The organism is Pseudomonas sp. GM24 (genome assembly GCF_000282235.1).
Lineage (GTDB): Bacteria > Pseudomonadota > Gammaproteobacteria > Pseudomonadales > Pseudomonadaceae > Aquipseudomonas.
On the sequence record NZ_AKJR01000020.1, the window covers coordinates 61,257 to 81,790 of the forward strand.

At 58.7% G+C, this 20,534-nt stretch carries 16 protein-coding genes; 7 read left to right on the plus strand and 9 right to left on the minus strand.

Annotation, left to right across the window (positions count from 1 at the left end):
• Window positions 1-97 precede the first annotated feature (97 nt).
• The 3 genes from PMI23_RS02805 to PMI23_RS02815 form a co-directional block, all read right to left on the minus strand.
• The gene (locus tag PMI23_RS02805) at window positions 98-739 is read right to left on the minus strand and encodes an oxidoreductase (RefSeq protein ID WP_007909571.1); all 642 of its coding nucleotides are present in this window, start codon (window positions 737-739) and stop codon (window positions 98-100) included.
• Between the two features lie 27 nt (window positions 740-766).
• Window positions 767-2,494, minus strand: coding sequence for a C13 family peptidase (locus tag PMI23_RS02810; RefSeq protein ID WP_007909573.1), 1,728 nt, complete (start codon window positions 2,492-2,494; stop codon window positions 767-769).
• Window positions 2,495-2,596: 102 nt separating this feature from the next.
• On the minus strand, window positions 2,597-3,052 hold the full coding sequence (locus PMI23_RS02815; protein ID WP_007909575.1) for a MaoC family dehydratase: 456 nt from the start codon (window positions 3,050-3,052) through the stop codon (window positions 2,597-2,599).
• A 194-nt stretch (window positions 3,053-3,246) separates the two neighbouring features.
• On the opposite strand from PMI23_RS02815, the gene PMI23_RS02820 reads away from it, so the two are divergent.
• Genes PMI23_RS02820 through PMI23_RS02830 form a run of 3 tightly spaced genes read left to right on the plus strand, consistent with a single transcriptional unit; the run spans window position 3,247 to window position 4,926 of the window.
• Window positions 3,247-3,609, plus strand: coding sequence for a CidA/LrgA family protein (locus tag PMI23_RS02820; RefSeq protein ID WP_007909577.1), 363 nt, complete (start codon window positions 3,247-3,249; stop codon window positions 3,607-3,609).
• A complete protein-coding gene (locus tag PMI23_RS02825) occupies window positions 3,609-4,325 on the plus strand; it encodes an LrgB family protein (RefSeq protein WP_007909579.1) in 717 nt (238 codons plus the stop codon). Before PMI23_RS02820 ends, PMI23_RS02825 begins: the two co-directional genes overlap by 1 nt.
• 10 nt (window positions 4,326-4,335) lie before the next feature.
• The gene (locus tag PMI23_RS02830) at window positions 4,336-4,926 is read left to right on the plus strand and encodes an LON peptidase substrate-binding domain-containing protein (protein WP_007909580.1); all 591 of its coding nucleotides are present in this window, start codon (window positions 4,336-4,338) and stop codon (window positions 4,924-4,926) included.
• A gap of 336 nt (window positions 4,927-5,262) precedes the next feature.
• Here PMI23_RS02830 and PMI23_RS02835 read toward each other — a convergent pair whose 3' ends face one another.
• The 6 genes from PMI23_RS02835 to PMI23_RS02860 form a co-directional block, all read right to left on the minus strand.
• Window positions 5,263-7,131 carry a hypothetical protein gene (locus tag PMI23_RS02835; RefSeq protein ID WP_238539506.1) on the minus strand — a complete coding sequence of 623 codons (1,869 nt, stop codon included), beginning with the start codon at window positions 7,129-7,131 and terminating at the stop codon, window positions 5,263-5,265.
• 155 nt (window positions 7,132-7,286) lie between these two features.
• On the minus strand, window positions 7,287-9,272 hold the full coding sequence (locus tag PMI23_RS02840; protein ID WP_007909583.1) for a hypothetical protein: 1,986 nt from the start codon (window positions 9,270-9,272) through the stop codon (window positions 7,287-7,289).
• 108 nt (window positions 9,273-9,380) lie between these two features.
• Window positions 9,381-12,860: a calcium-binding protein gene (locus PMI23_RS02845; protein WP_007909584.1), complete on the minus strand. Its 3,480-nt coding sequence runs from the start codon at window positions 12,858-12,860 to the stop codon at window positions 9,381-9,383.
• Window positions 12,861-12,912: 52 nt separating this feature from the next.
• Window positions 12,913-14,943: a hypothetical protein gene (locus PMI23_RS02850; protein ID WP_007909585.1), complete on the minus strand. Its 2,031-nt coding sequence runs from the start codon at window positions 14,941-14,943 to the stop codon at window positions 12,913-12,915.
• Window positions 14,944-15,293: 350 nt separating this feature from the next.
• The gene (locus tag PMI23_RS02855) at window positions 15,294-16,610 is read right to left on the minus strand and encodes a bifunctional DedA family/phosphatase PAP2 family protein (RefSeq protein ID WP_007909586.1); all 1,317 of its coding nucleotides are present in this window, start codon (window positions 16,608-16,610) and stop codon (window positions 15,294-15,296) included.
• 37 nt (window positions 16,611-16,647) lie between these two features.
• Window positions 16,648-17,343: a DNA-3-methyladenine glycosylase gene (locus PMI23_RS02860; RefSeq protein ID WP_007909587.1), complete on the minus strand. Its 696-nt coding sequence runs from the start codon at window positions 17,341-17,343 to the stop codon at window positions 16,648-16,650.
• Between the two features lie 177 nt (window positions 17,344-17,520).
• Here PMI23_RS02860 and PMI23_RS02865 point away from each other — a divergent pair, with 177 nt between their 5' ends.
• The 4 genes from PMI23_RS02865 to rlmH all read left to right on the plus strand — a co-directional run bounded on the left by PMI23_RS02865 (window position 17,521) and on the right by rlmH (window position 20,524).
• Entirely contained in the window at window positions 17,521-18,792 is a 1,272-nt protein-coding gene (locus tag PMI23_RS02865; protein WP_007909588.1) for a glutamate-5-semialdehyde dehydrogenase, read from the plus strand.
• The gene (gene nadD / locus PMI23_RS02870; RefSeq protein ID WP_007909589.1) at window positions 18,761-19,483 is read left to right on the plus strand and encodes a nicotinate-nucleotide adenylyltransferase; all 723 of its coding nucleotides are present in this window, start codon (window positions 18,761-18,763) and stop codon (window positions 19,481-19,483) included. The genes PMI23_RS02865 and nadD overlap by 32 nt, the downstream gene beginning before the upstream one ends.
• 72 nt (window positions 19,484-19,555) lie before the next feature.
• Window positions 19,556-20,047 carry a ribosome silencing factor gene (gene rsfS, locus PMI23_RS02875; protein ID WP_007909591.1) on the plus strand — a complete coding sequence of 164 codons (492 nt, stop codon included), beginning with the start codon at window positions 19,556-19,558 and terminating at the stop codon, window positions 20,045-20,047.
• A 9-nt stretch (window positions 20,048-20,056) separates the two neighbouring features.
• Complete coding sequence (gene rlmH, locus PMI23_RS02880) at window positions 20,057-20,524, plus strand: 23S rRNA (pseudouridine(1915)-N(3))-methyltransferase RlmH (protein ID WP_003185785.1); 468 nt, start codon at window positions 20,057-20,059, stop codon at window positions 20,522-20,524.
• Window positions 20,525-20,534: the final 10 nt, after the last annotated feature.

Below are 20,534 nucleotides of genomic sequence, written 5' to 3' on the forward strand. Positions count from 1 at the left end.
CAGATCGTTGCCACGCTCTGCGTGGTAACGCCTCCGGCGACGCTCTGCGTCATGCTTTGGGACGCAGAGCGTCCGGGAACGATCATGCGGCGGAAGATTATTTGCCGAGCTTGCGCAGCTCATCCGACTCGATCACCCGCACCCCATCCTGCTCTTCCAGGGCCAGGCGCCACATCGCCCGCGCCAAATGGCAAGCTTCGATGCCTCGGTATTTACCCGGAATCAGCTTCGACAAAGGTCCGGCCAGTTGCTCGGCAAGACGCGGTTCAGTTCGCTCACCCAACAACAGCGATGGCCGGCAAATGGTCAGTTGCGGCCAGTCCTGCGCACGCAAGGCCTGCTCCATTTCGCCTTTGACCCGATTGTAGAAGACCGACGATTTCGGATCGGCGCCAATCGCGCTGATCACAATCAGATGCCGCGCGCCCATCTCCCGCGCGCGTTTGGCGAAGGCCACGACCATGTCCAGATCCACCGCGCGAAACGCCGCTTCCGAGCCGGCCTGTTTGATGGTGGTGCCGAGGCAGCAATAGGCGATATCGACGCGACCACTGAGCTGCGGCAGAAACGCCTGCGGATCGCCCACCGGATTTTCCAGGTGCGGATGTTCCGCCAAGGGTCGACGCGAAGGGGCGAGCACGCGTGAAATCGTTGGCTCGTTGAGCAAACGGTCGAGTAGATGTTCACCGGTCAAACCGGTGGCTCCGGCAAGCAATACGTGCTGAGGCGTCAAGTACATAGTGTCTCTCCCTTGATACTGTTCAGCTTAGTTGCTCTTTATCGCTCCGTCGTTCAACGCAGCACTTTGCAATGCTTTTCTGGCTTGCTGTTTGCGCAGCAGTTGCCAGTGCGAGAGCACGGTTTTCGGCGCCCAGATCTGCGGCTCCGACGCTTCGAAATTGTCCGCCAGTTCACGCTCGGCGACGGTGGCTTTGGCCAGTTTGAATGCCTGCTCCAGATCGTCGGTCTGATTCAGAGCCTGGGCGAACAGCGCGTCGCCGAAGTAGGTGAAGTTAGCTTCTTCCGAGCAGCCGAAGGACACCCGGTCAGCGCGCGAGGCGGTCATGATCAGTGTGCGTTCGTCTTTCAGCGCGGGGATGAAACCGCCGGAGTAGCAGGCCGAGATCACGATGATCTTGTCGCGATTCTTCAGCGGCGCGAGTACGGCGGCGAGTTCGTCGGCGGGCAGGTCGGCCAGTTCCATACGCGGCTGGTCGAGCACCAGTTCATGTTCGGCGGTGCCGTGGCTGGTCAGGTAGATGAACAGCAGGTCTTCCGGGCCACTGCGTTCGGCAAGGGTTTGCGCGGCGCGACGCAGGTTCTCGCGGGTAGCCATCGGCCGGTCGCCGAGGTGGTCACGGTGGTTGACCAGACGGATCTGGCCATAAGCGCCGAAGCGCGTATTGAGCATGTTGGCGACATAGTCGGATTCACGCAGGAACACGCTTTGCTTGCCGTCACCGCCGAGGGTCAGGGTGTACAGCTCGACTGCCGGGGTCGACGCGGGAATGGCGGCCAGTGCGTCCTCGAGCAGGCGACCCTGAGCGAGCAAACCGAGTTCGAGCGTATCGGGCAGCAACTTGCCGTCGGCGTCGCGCACGCGCTGGCCGTTGATCCAGCTGCCGCTCATGACGCTGCCATCGGTGAGCACCAGGGTGCCGCGTCCGGAGTAACTGTCGTTGTCGAAACCGCCGATGTAGAAACTGCCATCAGGCAGGTTCAAACGGCCCTGACCGCTGAAGCGCCAGTCGCTGAACACGCCGATGTAATGGCTGCCATCGGCGCCGATCAGTTCGCCCTTGCCGGTCAGCGCGCCTTCCTTGAACTGGCCGAGCCAGACATCGCCGTCGGCGTTTTCGTAGCGACCTTTGCCGTGCAGTTGATTGTTCTTGAAGCCGCCGACGTAGATATCGCCGTCCGCGCTGTTGAAGGTGCCGTTGCCTTCCAGCTGACCGTTGACGAAATGCCCGCTGAACGAGTTTCCGCTGGCGTCGCCGCGCTGACCCTCGCCGTTCGGTTTACCGTGGGCGAACTGGCCTTGATAGGAGCTGCCGTCGTCCATTTCCAGGCGACCGAGCCCGGAGTATTGATCAGCCTTGAACTCGCCACGGTAGGTCATGGCGTTTTCTTTCAGGGTGCCTTCGCCTTCGCGGCGGCCCTGCTTGAAGCCGCCGGTGTAACTGCTGGCGTTGGTGGTCAGGCTGCCCTGACCGTCGAACAGACCTTGCTGAAACTGCCCGCGATAAACCTCGCCATTGCTGCCATGCCATTCGCCCTGACCATGCCACTGACCTTTGTCGAACTGGCCGGCGTACCAACTGCCGTTGGGGTAGTCGACGCGGCCCTGACCTTGCAGCAAGCCATCGACCAGTTCACCGCGATAGCGTCCGCCGTCGGGCAGGCGCGCATCCGGCGGCAACAGCGATTCGCCGTCGCCGCACGCGGTGAGCATCAGGGTCAAGGCAAGGGGTGCAAGACGAGCGAGTGAGCGCATAGCGGGATCCGGGCAATTAGGCGACCGAGTATGCCGCAGCTATGCGTCGCATATATAGAGACGTGACGCGAAACAGCGTGCGCTGCTTCGCATCCGGAACCATCAGACGAAGCAGAGCGACAGTGGTTCGGCGATATAGGCCGGTTTGTCCGAGCCTTCTATCTCCAGTGTCGCGGTGGCTTTGAGCAGCCACTGCCCGGGTTTTTTCTCGGTGACTTCACCCAGATCGACCTTCAGGCGAACTTTGGAATTGACCTTCACTGGCTGGATGAAACGCACGCTGTCCAGACCGTAGTTGACGACCATCTTCACGCCTTGCGGCAGGATCAGGATGTCTTCCATCAATTTCGGGATCAGCGACAACGACAGGAAACCGTGGGCAATGGTGCTGCCAAATGGCGTTTGCGCGGCTTTGACCGGGTCGACGTGAATGAACTGATAATCACCGGTGGCTTCGGCGAACAGGTTGATGCGTTCCTGATCGATGGTGAGCCATTCGGAACGTCCGAGTTCCTTGCCGACATAATCTTTGAGCTCTGCAACGGGAACATAGGGCATTGAGACTCTCCTTGGGTTCATCGGTTTTATAGTTTTTCAGGTGGGGGGATTTGACCTCCCTGCGAACCACTGTAGATCATCATGGCGATTTGCTCCGGTCAACCGACCATGCTTTTGGCGAATGCCGATCCATAGCGCAGGCGTGCTTATAATGCCGAGCCCCTGCTGGGCAAAAAGTAAGACGGAGATGTCGGATGTTGCTACGTGGCCTGACCTTGCTGGTGCTGTTTCAATTGCTCGGCACGGCGCTCAATCATTTGCTGTTGCCGGTGCTGCCGGGGCCGATCATCGGCCTGCTGCTGTTGCTGGTCTTCCTGATCATTCGCGGTGAAGTCGGCGAACCGCTGAACCTTGCGGCCGGCAGTCTGCTGCGTTATCTGCCATTGCTGCTGGTGCCGCCAGCCGTCGGCGTGATGGTTTACGCCACAGCCATTGCCGCCGATTTCTGGGCGATTGTCGGCGCACTGGTGCTGTCGCTGCTGCTGTCGATGGCGTTCGCCGGGGTATTGATGCAGCGCCTGGTTAAACGGCACGCGCCAGCGTCGGAGGAATCCTGATGCTTTTCGATTGGCAGGGCGCCTGGGCTTCGGTCATTCATCATCCGCTGTTCGGCATCGGCATCACCCTCGGTGCCTATCAACTGGTGCTGGCGGCGTTCGAGAAAACCCGCTGGATCTTTCTGCAACCGGTGCTGGTCTCCATGCTGTTGGTGATTGGCATTCTGGTCGGCTGCGGCCTGACCTACGCCGAGTATCGCAAGAGCACCGAGATCCTCAGCATTCTGCTTGGCCCGGCGACCGTGGCGCTGGCGGTGCCGCTGTATCTCAATCTGCGGCGTATTCGCCAATTGTTCTGGCCGATTTTTACTACGCTGGTGATAGGCGGGGTGGTGGCGACGGGCATGGGCGTGTTGCTGGGCTGGTGGTTCGGTGCCGAGCACATGATCCTGATGACCATGGCGCCGAAGTCGGTGACTTCACCGATCGCCATGCTGGTCGCCGAGCAGATCGGTGGCGTTGCGGCGCTGGCGGCGGTGTTCGTGTTGATCACCGGGGTGATTGGCGCGATCTTTGGTCCGACGCTGTTGAACCGCCTCGGTGTGCACAGCCCCGAAGCGCGCGGCATGGCGCTGGGTATGACCGCCCACGCGGTCGGCACGGCGGTGGCCATGCAGGAAAGTGATGAGTGCGGTGCCTTCGCGGCGCTGGCAATGAGTCTGATGGGCGTGGCCACGGCAGTCTTCCTGCCGTTGGCGGTGTCGATGGTGGTGTAAGGAAATGTCTATGAGTCTGCCGCTTTTCCCGCTGAACACAGTGCTGTTTCCCGGCTGCAACCTCGACTTGCAGATCTTCGAAGCGCGCTACCTGGACATGATCGGCCGCTGCATGAAACAGGGCGGCGGTTTCGGTGTGGTGTGCATCCTCGACGGCCAAGAAGTCGGCGTCGCACCACAAGGTTTTGCCTTGGTCGGCTGCGAAGCACGCATCACCGACTTCCAGCAGCAGGACAACGGCTTGCTGGGCATTCGTGTCCAAGGTGGGCGGCGGTTCACGGTGTCGCGTACCGAGGTGCAGCGCGACCAGTTGATCCTCGCCGATGTCGACTGGCTGGATGACGAGCCCGAGCAACCGCTTCAGGACGAAGACGCTGACCTGGTGGCGCTGCTCAAGGCGTTGGCCGAGCATCCGATGGTCGAAGCGCTGAACATGGGCACCGATGCGCTGGGTCAGCAATCGCTGGCTAATCAATTGGCCTATCTGCTGCCGTTCGCAGAGGAAGACAAGATCGACCTGCTGCAACTTGACGATCCCCAGCAACGGTTGGATGCGATTCAGGCATTGCTTGACGAGCTACAGGGTGAATTGTTCGCCTAGTTGCACTTTGAATTAACTCATTGCATCTACCAACATTGTTTGCTTTCGTTTTTGTCTTGATTTCAAGTTGCCCGCAGGAGACGGGCGACTTGAATAAAAATAAGGATGAAATCATGACTGTATATGAAGGCGAGTGGGAGTTTTGGGATGACATTGCCGGCAAGTATATTCTGAAGCATGCCGAAACGGATCATTCCTCAATGTCGACCCTCATCTGACGGGGCATAACGCGTTCAATAGCAAACCGGCAACATTCGTGATCAAGGTGATCAAATAACGTCCAACCGCTGATTGATACAAAGGCGCCATTCATTTTTAAATGAATGGCGCCTTTTGTCAGGCTCGGTAATGTTCGGCCACTGGCCAGGTCACATCGTTAGAGTAGGTGCTTTCGCCTTTTGGCAACTTCAACACGACACCGCCGGAGTTGGCTATTTGATCTATCAATTTGTCGTAAGCAGTGAGTCCATAAGAATAGACATCGTGCCCGTCGGTACCTGCCCATGTGGCTTTCTCGATAGCCTCAGCTTTGTCACCGGCCTGCCGCAAGATATCCTCGACTCTGGCTGCCTGGCTCAGGTCCGATCTCACCAGCCAGATTCTTTCTGCGCTGATACCTCGCGTCGGCATTGATATCCGGCCTTCCAATGGATCACCGTCAAAATCCATGTCGTTCAGGTAAATGTTTTCATCTCGGGGGACCACTTCGATGCCGCGGGTGTCGATGACGTAACGGAAGCCAAGAAGTTGTTTGCGCCGCAGCAATGGATAGTCACGCGAGTTGTCCATTTCAAACGATGTATCAGAATCGTTAGCTGAGCTGTGTCGATTCCCGCTCGACGAATCGCTGTCAGAGAAATGCCCCGGATAACGGTTAGCCTGGCTGTTGTAATGCCGAGGGTTGGAGTAGTAATCAAAAAACATGTAGGACTTGAGCTTGGCCGCAGAGAATGTCGCACTGAAAGCCGATTTGTTCGTGGAGTCTGAAGGGTTGCCCCTCAATTTCACCAGTCGTTTGTCCCGCGCCAGTTCGAAAGGCGTGCGCAAATCGGCGCGGAACATGGCCGGGATGTCCGTTCTGAAAAGGTAGCCATGCCTGGTGAACTGGTAGCCGGCATATTCCAGATAACTTTTCAGAAAACTTTCTTCATAGCGTTGTTCAACGGGATGTGAGTCGAAATCAGGCTGCTCGCCTTCTTCTCTTATTCTTAGAATCAATGGCTGCATTTCCTCTGCAATCTGATCGAAGCGGCGTTCGTCCAGCGTGTTCTGAGTTAATCGTTTGTGCTGTTCGGTCCATTCGGGAAAGCCGTTATCCATGTCCGGGAGCAAGCGTTTTTGCTGGGCGATGGTCAAGTTGTAGCTGCGCAGAAGCTCGGCGCATTCGCTCCGGGATTTCTGCGGATAGGACCATCTCATGGAGTTCATGAGGGATTTGTGGTGATCGTCATTATCGGTGCGTCTTGCCCAGTCCGGTGCTCTGCCGCTGGCTTGGGCCTCGGCTCGGAAGGCCACAACTTCTGCACCGTGGATGTTGTAAACGTCCCATATTTCGCGATCGGTCCAGTGCGCGAGCTTCAAGGGTACGGATGCATCTCCACGAGCCTCGCTCGGGTCGACTTTAACCAACTGGCCGTGTCGATCCTTGAAGGCAAAGCCGACATCACGGCGCATCATAAAGTCGCCGTGATGCGGCACATGTTTCCATTCGTGTACCGCGTAGTAGCCCTGTGCATCTGGCACATATACAGAGTAGGTATTACCCTTTTCATGCACGGTGTAGCGATCAAGAGGGTAGTACGTAATGGGCTTTTTCAAGCTCCAGAGGTTGCTGTCAGCGACTCGATAAAGCGGAGGTCCGGATGGCATCCGCTCACTCGGCAACCTGGCCCGGTAGGCTTTCATCAGATCGTGGAACGCCACCATCACCGTCAGCCCGGCGGCTGATCCATCTTCCTGGGCGATGTCCGCGAACGTGCGACCCTTGTGAACCTTCAGCCCGTCTGCGTCGTGGCTCAAAGACGCATCGACGTTCTGCAAATAGGCCTCGAGGGGCGAGGTTGTTGTATAAGGCAGGGGCATTTGCGTTTCGAGCATCTGCGTAATCGAAATGGCGGATTCCACTTTTGAGGTGCTGCTGTGAGGGCCGTCGGCGTTAATGCCCGGTGATTCGTTTGTCCCGTCCGGTCTGATGCGGCCAGGCAAACGGGGATCCAGATCGACTGGACGATCGGAGGGCGCAGGACGGGGTGTCGAGGTGGCGGGTGTCTCTGTGGTTGGGGATGGGCGCAGTGGCCCGGGTTTTTGGCGCATAAAAGTCACTCCATGTGATTGAGTCAGCCATCCATTGGCTGAATGAGTCAGGGCCGGTCATGCTCGGGAGCCGGCCAGACGATGTCGTCGGCGAACGTCTTGTCGCCCTTGGGGAGTTCAAGAATCAGGCCGCCTGAACCGGCGATTCCATCGATCAGGCGGTCATAAGCGTTGCTGCCAAAATAGCTGCCTGTTTGACTGTCGGTTCCTGCCCAGGTGGCCTGTTCGATTGCCGCGACTCGGTCAGCGGCCTGCTCCAGCACATCCTTGACCCGGGCGGCGCGCGTCAGATCGGAACGAACCAGCCAGATACGCTCGGCACTGATGCCGCGTGTGGGTGTCGAGATATGCCCCTCCAGTTCGTCGAAGAAGAATTTACTGTTGCCGGGGTTAAATGCCTTGTTCTCCGCCCCCGGCACCACTTCCAGACCGCGTGTGTCGATGACATACACAAAGGACGTGTTTTGCTGGCGGCGAGTGGATTCATAACCTTTCGAGTCATCGAAAACGAAGGAGCTGTCGGAGTCGGCTTCGTCGCCGGTCCGTTTACCGTCCGACACTGAACTGTCGCCGGAATCCGAGATTTCGCCGCTACGTCCTTTGGAACTCTGTGGATTCACGCCGGGAAAGCGATTGGCCTGCGAGTTGTAATGCAGCTCGTGATAGAAGCCGCCCCTGGTTGCCGCATAAGCAGTGGCGTCATGCAGTCCGAACGTTGCACTCAGCGCACGCTTGTTCGTGGTGCCCGTGGGATTGCCTTTGCGGTACATCATCCGCCCGTCCCGGGCCAATTCGAAGGGTAATCGGGTTTCGCCCCGGAACATCGCCGGAATGTCCGTGCGGTAGAGCATGTTGTGTCGGGTTCGCTGGTAGCCAAGGTGGGTCGCGTAATCGGCTAAAAAAACATCGCTGTACCGGGTGGCGGGCCAGTGATGGTCGAAGGCCAGCCCTTGGGTTCTCAAGTCTTGAACGTAGTTTTCCAGTTCGTCGGCGATCAGTTTGAAGCGCTGGTCATTGCTCGGGTCAAGGCTCAGACGTTTATGCTGTTCAGCCCATTCCGGTATCTGGCCGTCGCCCGATTCTGTACGCAGACGACACAGTTGGTCCTGGGTCAGGTTATAGCTGCGCTGTAATTCCAGACGCTGGGCAAGAGGCAGTTGTGGATGCAGCCACTTCAATGACTCGGCGACAAACAGATAGTCTTCGCTGTTCTGCGCCCGGGGTGCCCAGTCCGGTGCCTTGCCGGAGGCTTGCGCTTCAGTGCGGAAGGCGGCAATCCGGGTGTCATCCAGAATGTACATTCGCTGGATGTCTTGATCCGACCATTGCACCAGCGGCCTGTCGGCCAATCTCTCGTGTTTTGCTTGCGCCGGATCGATGGCAATCCAGTGATGCTCCGGGTGATTGATGGCATAGCCGAGAATGGCTGAATCACTGCTCGATCCGAGTGCGCGGAATGCGTAGTGGCCATCAGCGTTTGCGGTCGCGGAGAACGCATAATCATCGCCATTCAGGAACGTGCGGTGACGATTCAGGCTCCACAGATTGTCTTGCGTGGTTCGGTATATCGGTGGGCCAGGGGCCAGGCGTCTGAAGGACATCACTCGATATGCCTTGAGGTCGGCATCGTATTTAACGCAAACGTGCTGCCGGCCTTGCGTGCCTGGAAGCTGGACATCGACCCACTCTTTGGTGAGATAACGCCTGATACCGGTTGCATTGGGTGCAGGCAGATCGCCGAAGTAGGGTTGCACGAAATCTTCGAGTGAGGTTGCCGAAAAAAATGGCATGTCGGCACGGTCGGGCGACATGACGCTGACTTCGATTGGCGAGGTTTCTTGTCGGGAGCTGCCTGGCTCATCCACACGGGGCCGCTTGGAGGAAGAAGGCGATTGGAGTGGAAAATGGCCGGGAATGTTTTCCAGTGTGGGAGTTGCCGATTTGTTCGCCGAGTGATCTGCAGACGCGCGTGTTGTGGTGGCCGGCGTGTCGACTGTCGGTGAGGGGGGACGTGACCCCTGCTTTTGTCGCATGCAGTGAATCTCCTTTATGTTTGACACAGCCTTTCCTTGGCTGAGTGATGCACGCACCCGGACAATGAGTAGCATCGTCCGGGCTTGTTGATCATTGGCTGAAAATGTTCAGAGAGTGACGGCCGCTTCGATCAGCAGGTCTTCGGGTTTGATTCGCGCTGCCGGATCGCCAACACGCCCCCAATACTTCCTCTTCGAGTTGTAAAGCACTGTGCCGCTTTCTCCAGACGTCGAAGCGATGTGGGTGACATAAACGACTGCCGCTAGTTCGTTCCGTTGCTGGTGTGCAGTGATCTCGGCCAGAAGCGCCTCGACGCTGGCATGACTGCGGGCGTCTATGACGTAAAGCTGAAACACTTCAAACAGCAGGGAAACCTCATAAGTGTTGCCGGATGAAGTTGCTACGCTGATGAACTCCACCGGCACGTCGTCTTCGATATCGGGCAATTCAATTGTGACGCTGGCGACTCGCAAGTGGTTGGCGTTCAACTGAATGTCGTTGCGTGACACGGTTTCTTTCAGCGTATGGCTGAAAAGATTCCAGGTAGACGCATTGCTTGTTTTTGCCGTTGCGCCGGGAGTGGAGAGGCGAATGATCGAGTTGCTCGCAAGGTGGATGTCGTAAGTGGCACCTTTTCCTTCGAGCAGATAAATGCCGGTATGAGGCCTGGCGTCGATCACAACGGTGCTGTTATACGCCGGAAGCGGAGTCTTCTCGCCGGGTTGTGGTCGGGTAAACAGATATCTGCCATTGCGCTTTATCAGGCAACTGCGGGTGCGACGTACCCTGCGGCCGGGATTTTTTACATCGTCTTCGTAGTCCAGGTCGGGCACTTGAAGTCGGTATGAAACTTCATCCTGCAGGATCAGGGCGATGTTTTGTGCAAGGTGTGCAGTGGTGACTTTCAGGCTGTTTCTCCCGCCGTAGCCCGTAGCGGCAGCGATTGGCTGGATCACCCCTTTGAATGCCACGACTTTTTCCGGCAGCCGGATTGAAAGATCGATGTCTTTATAAATCAGGTAGGTGTAACCCGAAACGCCTTTGCGCACTTCGACCTCATAGCTGACGACGACGTCGACAATTTCCGAATCCGTGAAATCCAGGTAAACGTTTCTGGAGGTTTCAGGTGTATTGCGCTTGGCCACAAACTCGACATTGCGCTCAGTGCGTGACACGAAATGCCGCTTCAACCCTTCTGCGGCAATGATGACGGTGCCGTCGTTGACGATTTGGGGGGGCAGGGCGGCCTGACCACTGACGGTTATTGCCATCTCGATGCGTTGATTCACCGTGTCGTCCGGTTGCGCTGGCAGCAGCGCCATCAGCTCATAACCGTCCTCCGTCATGAATCGCCACTGGCCGTTCCTCAGGTGGCGTTTGTTCTCGATCCATTGGTAGACATTTTCGATGGTCAGGACATGTTCGGGATCTCTGCCATCTTCGTCGCGCAAGGAGCGCACGATCAACGAGGTGCCGACGATCTCCCATTGCTGAATGACCTCCATTGGCCAACCGAACTCGACCAGGCTCGACTGCTCGCCATCCTCGACAATCGTCGTCCGTGCATTGGTGTTGGCAATGTAGTACCGATCTGTGCCGGCCCCGCCCTCAACCCGGCAGTCAGTTCCGTAGATGGCAATGGTGTCGTCACCGGCGCCGGTGTTGATGCGGTCGTAACCGTTGGCGGCAATCCGGTTGGCCTCATCAGTCCCGATGACCCGGCTCGTCCCCTTGTGCAATGTCGAGACGTTTTCAAACGAGGTGAGGTGTGCGACTTCCACCGCATCAGCAGCGAGATCAATTCCTCGCAAAGCCACTCGGCCCGTTTGCAGATTGATGTCGTGGCCAATGTGACGAGTATCAGAACGCGGGCGAATGCCTTCAAAGGCCAGGGTGTCTGAGCCGCCGCCACCATCCAGCACATTGAGATGAGCCGGTGGGGTAGCAAGATTCAAAGCCTGTTCGTTGATCTCCTGATGAAACGCATCGTTCCTGTCGCCCCCGGTCAGCGCTTTGTGTCCTTCGCGGTAGGTGAAGAGGTTGGTTTTGGCCTTGACGCCGACGACCCGGTCATTTCCATCCCCGAGGCGCCAGAACACACCTTTGTCATCGCCTGCACTACCACTGACCTTGCCTTTGAGATCGGCGGGCAAGCCATTACTGGCATCCACGATGTCGTCACCGCCGACGATGACCGCCTGACTGTCGAGTTTGAACGGCTTCTCGCCGGTGCTTTCATTCCATTGATAGCGCCACAGTTCAACCGACTTCAATTCGACGCTGAAAATGCCATTCACTACGTGCTCGATGGCGTTTTTGTAGGCGCCTTCAAGCAGGTCCTTAGCAGACAGTTCCAGCTGCTTCTCGTGATCAATAAAGCCTTTGGAAAGCTTGAAGCGATCCATGACTTGCGTGTCCAGGTCCTGGCGGGTGAAGGCGAACCAGCCAGAGCGCAAGCGTTCGTGGAAAGTCAGTTCAATGTAATCATCAATGTCATCCACCACCCTTGCGGCCTGGTAAATCACCGAGGCGGCGATGAGCAAACCGGCGGCGGCAAGGCCGAGCGGCCCGGCGGTACTGCCGAAGCCTGCCAGTGCAGCGATGCCCAGCACCAGGCTGATACCTGCGCCGGCGACGCTCAGGCCACCACTGACATAGTGATCCTGAGCTTCTTTACCTTGCGCTGCAGCGGCGGCGTTGAACGATTTGACCGCATCGATGATGTCGAACGGAAGGGTGATCACGCTGGCGAACAATCCGGCGCCCCGGCTCATGTATTTGCCTACCGAAGTCAGCGGGAAATACTTGAACGCGGTCGCGCCATTCGTGAGCATCGCCTCACCGGTCTTGGTCAGGCCTCGTTCGATGATCAATGAGCCGAATTCGGCAGCGATCGAACCTCCCTGGAAAATCGCTTCCAGCGCATCGCCTTGTCTGATCGCGTCGATCATTGCCCTGTAGCCGCTGTAGATGCCGAATGCCTGCATGCCTACGCCTGCGCCGCTCATCAGATAGCTTTTGTTTTTACTGATCCAGCCAGGGGCGTTTTCGAAAGAGTCGGCACGGTGGATATCCAGTTTCTGCGCGGCCTTGCCCAACTGATTCATGCGATCCATCGCGCTGCCTGGAGCCTGCGGTGTATCGCTGATGAACAGAGGAGGGGCGTCTACCGAACGCATCAAGGCGATCTCGAAGAACAGCATGGCCGGGGTGTCGCTGTCCGGGGTATGCGCCGAACGGAGTCGGTCCTTGACTCTGGTCTCCTCGAAATTGAGCCCGTCGAGAAATGTTTGATCCGGTGTTTGCATGCCTGCGTTCGCAGGGCTGATGGGCTGGCCATGGACCGTGGCGCCCAATGCCTGAAGTTCGACGCGGCTGGTCAGTATTTCGCCGAAACGTAGCCGCCCGAAATGCTTGTCGAGGGATTTGAGCGTGCGTCGATAGGGGGCGTCAGCGTCGTCTGACGGCGTGACGTCGTGGAGCGTGCTCGCCAGCGGTGTATGAGGATTGGCCGAAACGTCGAGAGGCACGACCTGAATGGGGCTGACGTTGGCAATCTGCATAGGTGGGGAGATGATTTTTGACATGTCATTAATCCTTTAATGTAAAGCCCATGGGTCCGGTGTCCTTACCTGCGTATCACTGGCCTTGAGTTGGCGGTTGGTCCGTTTCGGGCCAAGTGATGTCGTAGGCGAATTCGTTGCCGTTGCCGGACAGTCTGAGCACGGGCTTGCCTGCGGCCTCGACCTGGTCGATCAGCAGGTCGTATTCGAATTTGTTGGCGTGCCCGGCATGGGTGGCGGCCTCGATCCGTTCAGCGCGATCTCCGGCCTGGTACCTGATGTCGTCGACTTTCACCCCTTTGGTCAGGGCGGTGTTCAATAGCCAGACGCGGTCGGCATTCAGCCCGCTTCGGGTGACCGAAATCAGCCCTTCGAAATCATCGGAGGGAAACCAGGTCGTGGAGGTATCGCGGGCCGCTGAGTTGAAGCGAATGTTTTCTTCATGGGGGACCACCTCAAGACGGCGGGTGTCGAGCGCATACAGAAACATGACTGTCTGGCGCGTACGTGTGGACTCGTAGTGACGATCGTGATCCCACGGGATCGGGCTTGTGGCTTCGGACCACTCGGAAGACGAGGTACTTGGCGTGTCACTGGCATCGCTGTCTGTGGCCTGGCCGTCAACGTCCCCTCCCGGGTGCTTGTTGGTCTGGCTGTTGAAGCGCAAGTACTCGGGGTCGGGTGCCCGGGCATACACCTGACCTTCATTCAGGCTGAAGGTGGCGCTCATCGGTTTGTGAGTCGTCGCGCCGGGTTCGTGGTGGTAGCGCGGGAGCATCGCCTCGTCATTGGCGAGTTCGAAAGGCGTACGATCATCACCGCGGAACAGGGCCGGCACGTCCGTGCGGTACAGGCAATTGTTCTGGTTGCGCTGATAACCGAGTTTATTCAGCAGTGCTTCGAGCACTTCAGGGGTCATGCTGGTTTTGGGGTTGTACCAGTCATGTTGAGCACCGCGTTCGAGATTGAGTTCTTCGCTCGCATCCCGACTCAGTTGCTCCAGACGCTGCGGGTTATCGAGGTTCTCTGTCAGGTGCTTGTGTTTCTGAGCCCATTGCGGGATGGCCAGTTCGCTGAGCAGGTCATCTCGCAAGCGCGTCAATTGACTCGGCAGCAAGTTGTAGGACTGCAGTAGGGTTTCGCGCTGCTGGAGATTCATGTCTGGATGTAGCCAGCGCAGGGAGTCGCCCAGCAAATCGGTGAGCGGATTGTTCGTGGTCACGGATTCGACCCACTGTGGCGGTTTGCCAAGTGCCTGGGCGTCAGCTCGAAACCGCGCGATCTCCTGGCCATGAATGCCGTATGTCTGCCAGATCTCGTGATCGGTCCAGTGCTTTAACAGGGCGTGTTGTGCGCCGAATCCGGCGGCGGGTGGATCGACTTGAACCCAGTTGCCGAATTGATCCCTGAAGGCAAATTGTATGTCGGCGCTGTGGCGATCGAGAGACGGTTTGAGTTCGTAATAGCCCTGAGGGTCCGGTGAGCGCGGTGTTGCCGCGTAATGGCTTTGGTTGAGATAGGCGGGGGCGGGGCGCGGTCGCTTGGCAACGGGAGCAAGACCGGAGTGCTCGGCCGTTGGCAGGGCGGGGCGCTTTGTCGATAGCGCGGGCTCTGAGGGGCGTTCTGTCAGGCGCCAGGTCGCCTGGCCTTCGTTTTTGTAAAGCCGCGGGCCGGACGGCACGCGTTCGAACAGCGACTTGCTTCGATAGTGGCCCGCTTCATCAAGGCCGACGTGGGTGGTTTGCAGGCCACCTGCATATTCGACGTCGACAAACTGGCGATTGACGATCCAGCGGAAACCGTTGTCGTCAGCCGGTCGCATGCCTACCAGAAATTCATCGGAAAGCCAGTAGCTTTCCACCGAACCGTCATTCGCGAGATGGGCCGGATTTTGCGTCGGCATGGCATGAATGACCACGGAGGGGGGAGTGATGCTCTGCGAAGTTGAATGCGTGCCGGTGGGGCGAGCGGGATCCGATGGGTGCGCAAAACCCGGCAATCGGTAGGCTGGCGGAACGCCCGGAGCAACGTGCTGATGGTGTAGGGAGACCGGATCAGGTTGTTGCGAGGAAGACAGGGGCGGTTTGCGGGGAATCTTCGGACTCATGGAATGCTCGAAATAATATTAAAGAGTTTAAAAGCCTGATGTAAGTGGTGAAATTTTTGTAACAGCAATGCGGCCCGTCGAATTGAAGTTGAAGGGGTGAGTTTGACGGGTTTTAATGTTTGTGAATTTAATCTAGCGCATTTTCGGCGTGGCGAAAGTTATTGTTGTTCTAATTCTTGTTGGAAGTGTAACTTTTGTTATGGCGTCTTTTAAATGTATGAAGTTGTCGGTTGGTCAGGCGGGAAGTTTTACCGGCTGCGAGAAAGTTTGAATGGGAGAAGTGCGCCGCTCATGTCGGAAGTTTCTTAAAAGAGCAGCGCGAAGGAAATAAGCCTTGTGTATTGCCTCGTTCAATAGGCGTAACGCAACAGCGTATGAGGCAGATGCCTGAGGACGAAAAAGCCAAACAGCGCCAACATGGCCGGCAAGATCAACCACCAGATCTTGTACGGCATGGGATTGAGTGCGGTTTTGCGTTGACTCAGCCACAGGGCGGCAGCGCAGACACAGGCGGCGAGCATAGCGCCGGCCAATACGTCGGTTGGCCAGTGAGCCCCCAGATAGACCCGCGACAGTGCGATGGAAAGAGCCGGAATACAGGCGATCAGCAACCAGGTCAGGCGCATGCGTGGCGGCTGGCCACGGCCGGCGAGTACTGCCAGGGTCAGAAACAGCGCGAACGAACCTGAGGCATGGCCACTGGGCATGCTGTAGGTGGTCAATGGATCGGTCAGCACTTCCGGGCGCACCCGGGCAAAGAAATATTTGGTTCCGGTGTTGGCCAGTGCGGTCACCAGGAGCGTGCCGCCGACGAAGATCGCCTGGCGCCATTGCCGGCACAGCAGCAACAGACCGGTCAGCAGGGCGCTGAACAACAGCATGTTGCGGAACTCGCCGACCAGGGTCAGCGTGACCGCAATTTCATCCAGCATTGGCTGGCGATGTTCCTGCACCAGCGTCATTACGCCTTGATCGAGCGCGGTCAGGTACGGGTAGCCGATGAACAGGCCAATCAGAATCAACAGGCTCATGCTGCTGATCCAGATCGTCGCGCGGCGGTGCCGGCGCAGGCTGCTGTTGACGCTGAGGCCGACCATCACGGCGATGCTGCCGGCGACAATCCCGGCTTCCAGCCAGAACCCTTCTGGCAATGGCAGGCGGAAGGCCGCGCCGGTGGCCCAGCCCGGCAGCAAATAGGCCAGACTCCAGCCGGCAGCCGCCAGCAGGCTGACAGCGGCGAAACGCGGGAAGGGCATGTCGCACATGCCGGCGACCATGGGCAGCATTGGCCGCAACGGCCCGATGAAGCGGCCGACCAATAGACTGGCGATGCCGTAGCGCTGGAAATACGACTCGGCACCGGCCATCCATTCCGGATGATGCCGTAGCCCCGGCAGGCGTCGAATGTTCTGGTGGAAATGGCGGCCGAGGAAGTACGAAACGGCATCGCCGAGAATCCCGCCGAGGAAACCCAGCAACAGCGTCTCGCTCAGCGAAAGAGCGCCGCTGCCGGCCAGTACGGCGACGGCAAACAGCAGCACGGTGCCCGGCACGATCAAACCGGCAATCGCCAGGCACTCCACAAAGGCAACAATGAACACCGCCACAGCCAGCCATTGTGGATTCGCCGCCAGCCACCCGGTAACGCTATCGAGCCATGGGCCCATACAGAAAAACTCCAATCGTTGATTAACCCTGTGGGGGTTACAGCAAGAAATAATCCCGGCCTTCGACCTGACCGCGTCGCAGCGGGTTCCGCGTGCACCATTGCGCATGGTTTGCGTCGACAAAGCGGTACATCAGGTGTTCGTCGCGGCCGCGGGGAATGCCCAGGCGGGTGGTTTGAATGATGTGCGAAGGTGCTGGTCCGGTGTCTTCTACCAGAAGGACTTCATGATCGAAACGCTTGGCGTCCCACACTGGCACTTTCAGTCCCAACGCTTTGCACAAGAGGGTTTGCCCGGCGCAGAGTTTTTGCGAAGGACGCGCACGTCCCTGTGCGTCGGGATTGTTCAGCAGCATTTGCGCCAGACTCGCCGGCCCGCTGACTTCATCGACCCACGGATAGGCGGATTTGATCAGTACCGCATTGCCCGGCCCCTGCGCGCTGAAGTTCAGCGAATCACCGCCTCGGGCGTAATACATATAGATGTGGCCGCCATCCAGAAACAAAGCCTTACGTTTTTCTGTGTAGCCCAACGAGGCATGGCTGCCTTTTTCGGCACAGTAATAGGCTTCGGTTTCGATGATTCGCGCGCTCAGCCACAGATCGCCAACCCGGTGCCGGATGACTTTGCCGAGCAGGTCCTGCGCCAGCACTTGCGCATCTCGGTCGAAAAAGGCGTCGGGCAGCCCCAGCGGCAGGCGTTCGGCGCGGTTGCGAACGGTCAGATCGGACATGGCAGGCAATGATTATCCAGGCTCAGGAGGTCGTGATGATAACAACGCGTGGCTTAATTGGGCCTGAACACCGGCGAATCCGCGTTCATTTCGACCATCCGCCCGTCACCGCTGTTAGTCCCGGGACGCGACAGCTATAATCTGCCGCTTTCCTCTTTGCCAAGACCCCAGCAGACCATGACTGAGTCCGTTCTTGACTACATGACCCGATTGGGTCGCGCCGCCCGTGAAGCCTCCCGGGTCATCGGCCGTGCCAGCACCGCGCAGAAAAACCGCGCCTTGCAGGCTGCTGCCAATGCCCTGGACGCCGCGCGTGCCGAGCTAGCCGCCGCCAATGAGCAGGATCTGGCTGCCGGCCGCGCCAATGGTCTGGAACCGGCATTGCTGGAGCGTCTGGAACTGACCCCGGCGCGTATCGACGGCATGATCGTCGGTCTGCGTCAGGTCGCTGCACTGCCGGACCCGGTTGGTGCGATCCGCGACATGAGCTTCCGTCCGTCGGGGATTCAGGTTGGCAAGATGCGTGTGCCGCTGGGCGTGATCGGGATCATCTACGAATCCCGGCCAAACGTGACCATCGATGCCGCGAGCCTGTGCCTGAAGTCCGGCAACGCGACCATCCTGCGCGGCGGCTCCGAGGCGATTCATTCCAACCGGGCGATTGCCGCGTGCATTCAACGCGGTCTGGCCGAGGCCGAATTGCCCGCCGCCGTGGTGCAAGTGGTCGAAACCACTGACCGTGCCGCCGTTGGCGCGATGATCACCATGCCCGAGTACGTCGATGTGGTCGTGCCGCGCGGTGGCCGTGGCCTGATCGAACGCATCAGTCGCGATGCCCGTGTGCCGGTGATCAAGCATCTGGACGGCATCTGCCACGTTTACGTCAGTGCCCATGCCGACTTGCCGAAAGCCCAACGCATTGCGTTCAATGCCAAGACTTATCGCTACGGTATTTGCGGTGCGATGGAGACGTTGCTGGTCGATCAAACTGTTGCCAAGGATTTCCTGCCGTCGATGGCCGCCCAGTTCCGCGAAAAAGGCGTCGAACTGCGTGGTTGCGAACGTACGCGGGCGATCATCGACGCCGTTGCCGCCAGCGAAGACGACTGGAGCACCGAGTATCTGGCGCCGATTTTGTCAATTCGCGTGGTCGACGGTCTGGATCAGGCCATTGAACACATCAACCATTACGGCTCCCATCACACCGACTCGATTGTCAGCGAAAACCTCGCCGACACCCGTCGGTTTGTCGCGGAAGTCGACTCGGCGTCGGTGATGATCAACACCCCGACCTGTTTCGCCGATGGATTTGAATACGGATTGGGTGCCGAGATCGGCATTTCTACTGATAAGCTGCACGCCCGCGGCCCGGTGGGCCTCGAAGGACTGACTTGCGAGAAGTACGTCGTGGTCGGTGATGGCCAGTTGCGCGGCCAGGCGACGGTCTGACTTGACCGACCTCGACCTGACAGCGCCGGCACCCGGCAGCGAGTCCCGCCCTCGGCGCATTGGCGTTCTGGGCGGCACGTTCGATCCGGTGCACATCGGTCATCTGCGCGGTGGGCTGGAAGTCGCCGAAGCGCTGGCGCTCGACGAGTTGCGCCTGATGCCGAACGCGCGCCCGCCCCATCGCGGTACGCCGCAGGTGTCGGCGCAGGATCGGCTGGCGATGGTCGAGTGTGCGGTGGCCGGAATGCCGCCGCTGGTGGTGGACGCCCGCGAATTGCAGCGGGACAAACCGTCCTGGACCATTGATACCCTGGAGTCGATGCGGGCTGAAATGCCCGCCGAGACCCAGGTTTTTCTGCTTTTGGGCTGGGACGCATTTTGCGGCCTGCCCACTTGGCACCGCTGGGAAGAGTTGCTCCAGCATTGCCACATCCTGGTGCTACAGCGCCCGGACGCCGACAGCGAACCGCCGGATGCCTTGCGCAACCTGCTGGCAGCGCGTTCGGTGAGCGACCCGCTGGCCCTGAAAGGGCCGAGCGGACAGATTGCATTCGTCTGGCAGACACCGCTCGCGGTTTCCGCCACCCAGATCCGTCAACTGCTGGCCAGCGGTAAGTCGGTACGTTTCCTGGTGCCCGACGCGGTCCTGGCCTACATCGATGCGCACGGTCTGTACCGTGCGTCGAACTGAGCAAGGCGTGCTTCACTGATACGAATCCACGTATCGCCAAGCCGCCGAATATATGAGCAAAACGAGTTTTATATGACTGACAACGAAAAGAAAGTTAAGCGCAAAGGTACATTCAAGAGCGCTCCGCTGCCTGAGCCGATCAACACCAATGAGCCACTGACTGGCGATCAGCTGGTCAAGCTTGCCGAAGCGGCACTGGAAGACGTCAAGGCGCAAGATATCCAGATCATTGATGTCCGCGACAAGCAGAGCATCACTGACTACATGATCATCGCTACCGGTACGTCCAACCGCCAGATCAACGCGATGCTCGACAAGGTTCGCGAAGAAGTCAAAAAGCAGGGCGCCAAGCCGCTGGGCGAAGAAGGCAAGGGCGACAGCGACTGGGTGCTGTTGGACCTGGACCTGGTGATCGTGCACATGATGACCGCCTCGGCACGTCAGTTCTACGACCTGGAGCGCCTGTGGGCCGGTGCCGAGCAAAGCCGTGCGGCCGACGCCAAGCACCACAGCCCGGAAAACACCCACGAGCACTTCACCAAGCTCAACAAAGACCAGCTGTAAGGGATTGCTGTGCGACTGCGCCTGATCGCCGTCGGTTCACGCATGCCCAAGTGGGTGGAAGAAGGCTGGCATGAATATGCCAAGCGTCTTCCGTCCGAGCTGGCGCTGGAACTGGTGGAAATACCGCTCAATACCCGTGGCAAGAATGCCGACGTGGCCCGTTTCATCCGCCAGGAAGGCGAAGCCATGCTGGCCAAGGTCGGGCCGAACGAGCGGATTGTCACGCTGGAAGTCCATGGCAAACCCTGGAGCACCGAGCAGCTGGCGGTCGAACTTGATCGCTGGCGGCTGGATTCGCGCACGGTCAATTTCATGGTTGGTGGCCCGGAAGGGCTGGCGCCGGAAGTCTGTGCCCGGGCCGATCAGCGTTGGTCGTTGTCGCCGCTGACGTTGCCGCACCCGCTGGTGCGGATCCTGATCGGCGAACAGTTGTATCGTGCCTGGACCGTGCTGTCCGGTCACCCTTACCACAAGTAATCCAGCCCTC

Excerpts from the sequence above, each read along its gene's own strand:
- PMI23_RS02805 (WP_007909571.1), bottom strand. The coding sequence starts at position 739 with ATGTACTTGACGCCTCAGCACGTATTGCTTGCCGGAGCCACCGGTTTG.
- PMI23_RS02810 (WP_007909573.1), bottom strand. The coding sequence starts at position 2,494 with ATGCGCTCACTCGCTCGTCTTGCACCCCTTGCCTTGACCCTGATGCTC.
- PMI23_RS02815 (WP_007909575.1), bottom strand. The coding sequence starts at position 3,052 with ATGCCCTATGTTCCCGTTGCAGAGCTCAAAGATTATGTCGGCAAGGAA.
- PMI23_RS02820 (WP_007909577.1), top strand. The coding sequence starts at position 3,247 with ATGTTGCTACGTGGCCTGACCTTGCTGGTGCTGTTTCAATTGCTCGGC.
- PMI23_RS02825 (WP_007909579.1), top strand. The coding sequence starts at position 3,609 with ATGCTTTTCGATTGGCAGGGCGCCTGGGCTTCGGTCATTCATCATCCG.
- PMI23_RS02830 (WP_007909580.1), top strand. The coding sequence starts at position 4,336 with ATGAGTCTGCCGCTTTTCCCGCTGAACACAGTGCTGTTTCCCGGCTGC.
- PMI23_RS02840 (WP_007909583.1), bottom strand. The coding sequence starts at position 9,272 with ATGCGACAAAAGCAGGGGTCACGTCCCCCCTCACCGACAGTCGACACG.
- PMI23_RS02845 (WP_007909584.1), bottom strand. The coding sequence starts at position 12,860 with ATGTCAAAAATCATCTCCCCACCTATGCAGATTGCCAACGTCAGCCCC.
- PMI23_RS02850 (WP_007909585.1), bottom strand. The coding sequence starts at position 14,943 with ATGAGTCCGAAGATTCCCCGCAAACCGCCCCTGTCTTCCTCGCAACAA.
- PMI23_RS02855 (WP_007909586.1), bottom strand. The coding sequence starts at position 16,610 with ATGGGCCCATGGCTCGATAGCGTTACCGGGTGGCTGGCGGCGAATCCA.
- PMI23_RS02860 (WP_007909587.1), bottom strand. The coding sequence starts at position 17,343 with ATGTCCGATCTGACCGTTCGCAACCGCGCCGAACGCCTGCCGCTGGGG.
- PMI23_RS02865 (WP_007909588.1), top strand. The coding sequence starts at position 17,521 with ATGACTGAGTCCGTTCTTGACTACATGACCCGATTGGGTCGCGCCGCC.
- nadD (WP_007909589.1), top strand. The coding sequence starts at position 18,761 with ATGGCCAGTTGCGCGGCCAGGCGACGGTCTGACTTGACCGACCTCGAC.
- rsfS (WP_007909591.1), top strand. The coding sequence starts at position 19,556 with ATGACTGACAACGAAAAGAAAGTTAAGCGCAAAGGTACATTCAAGAGC.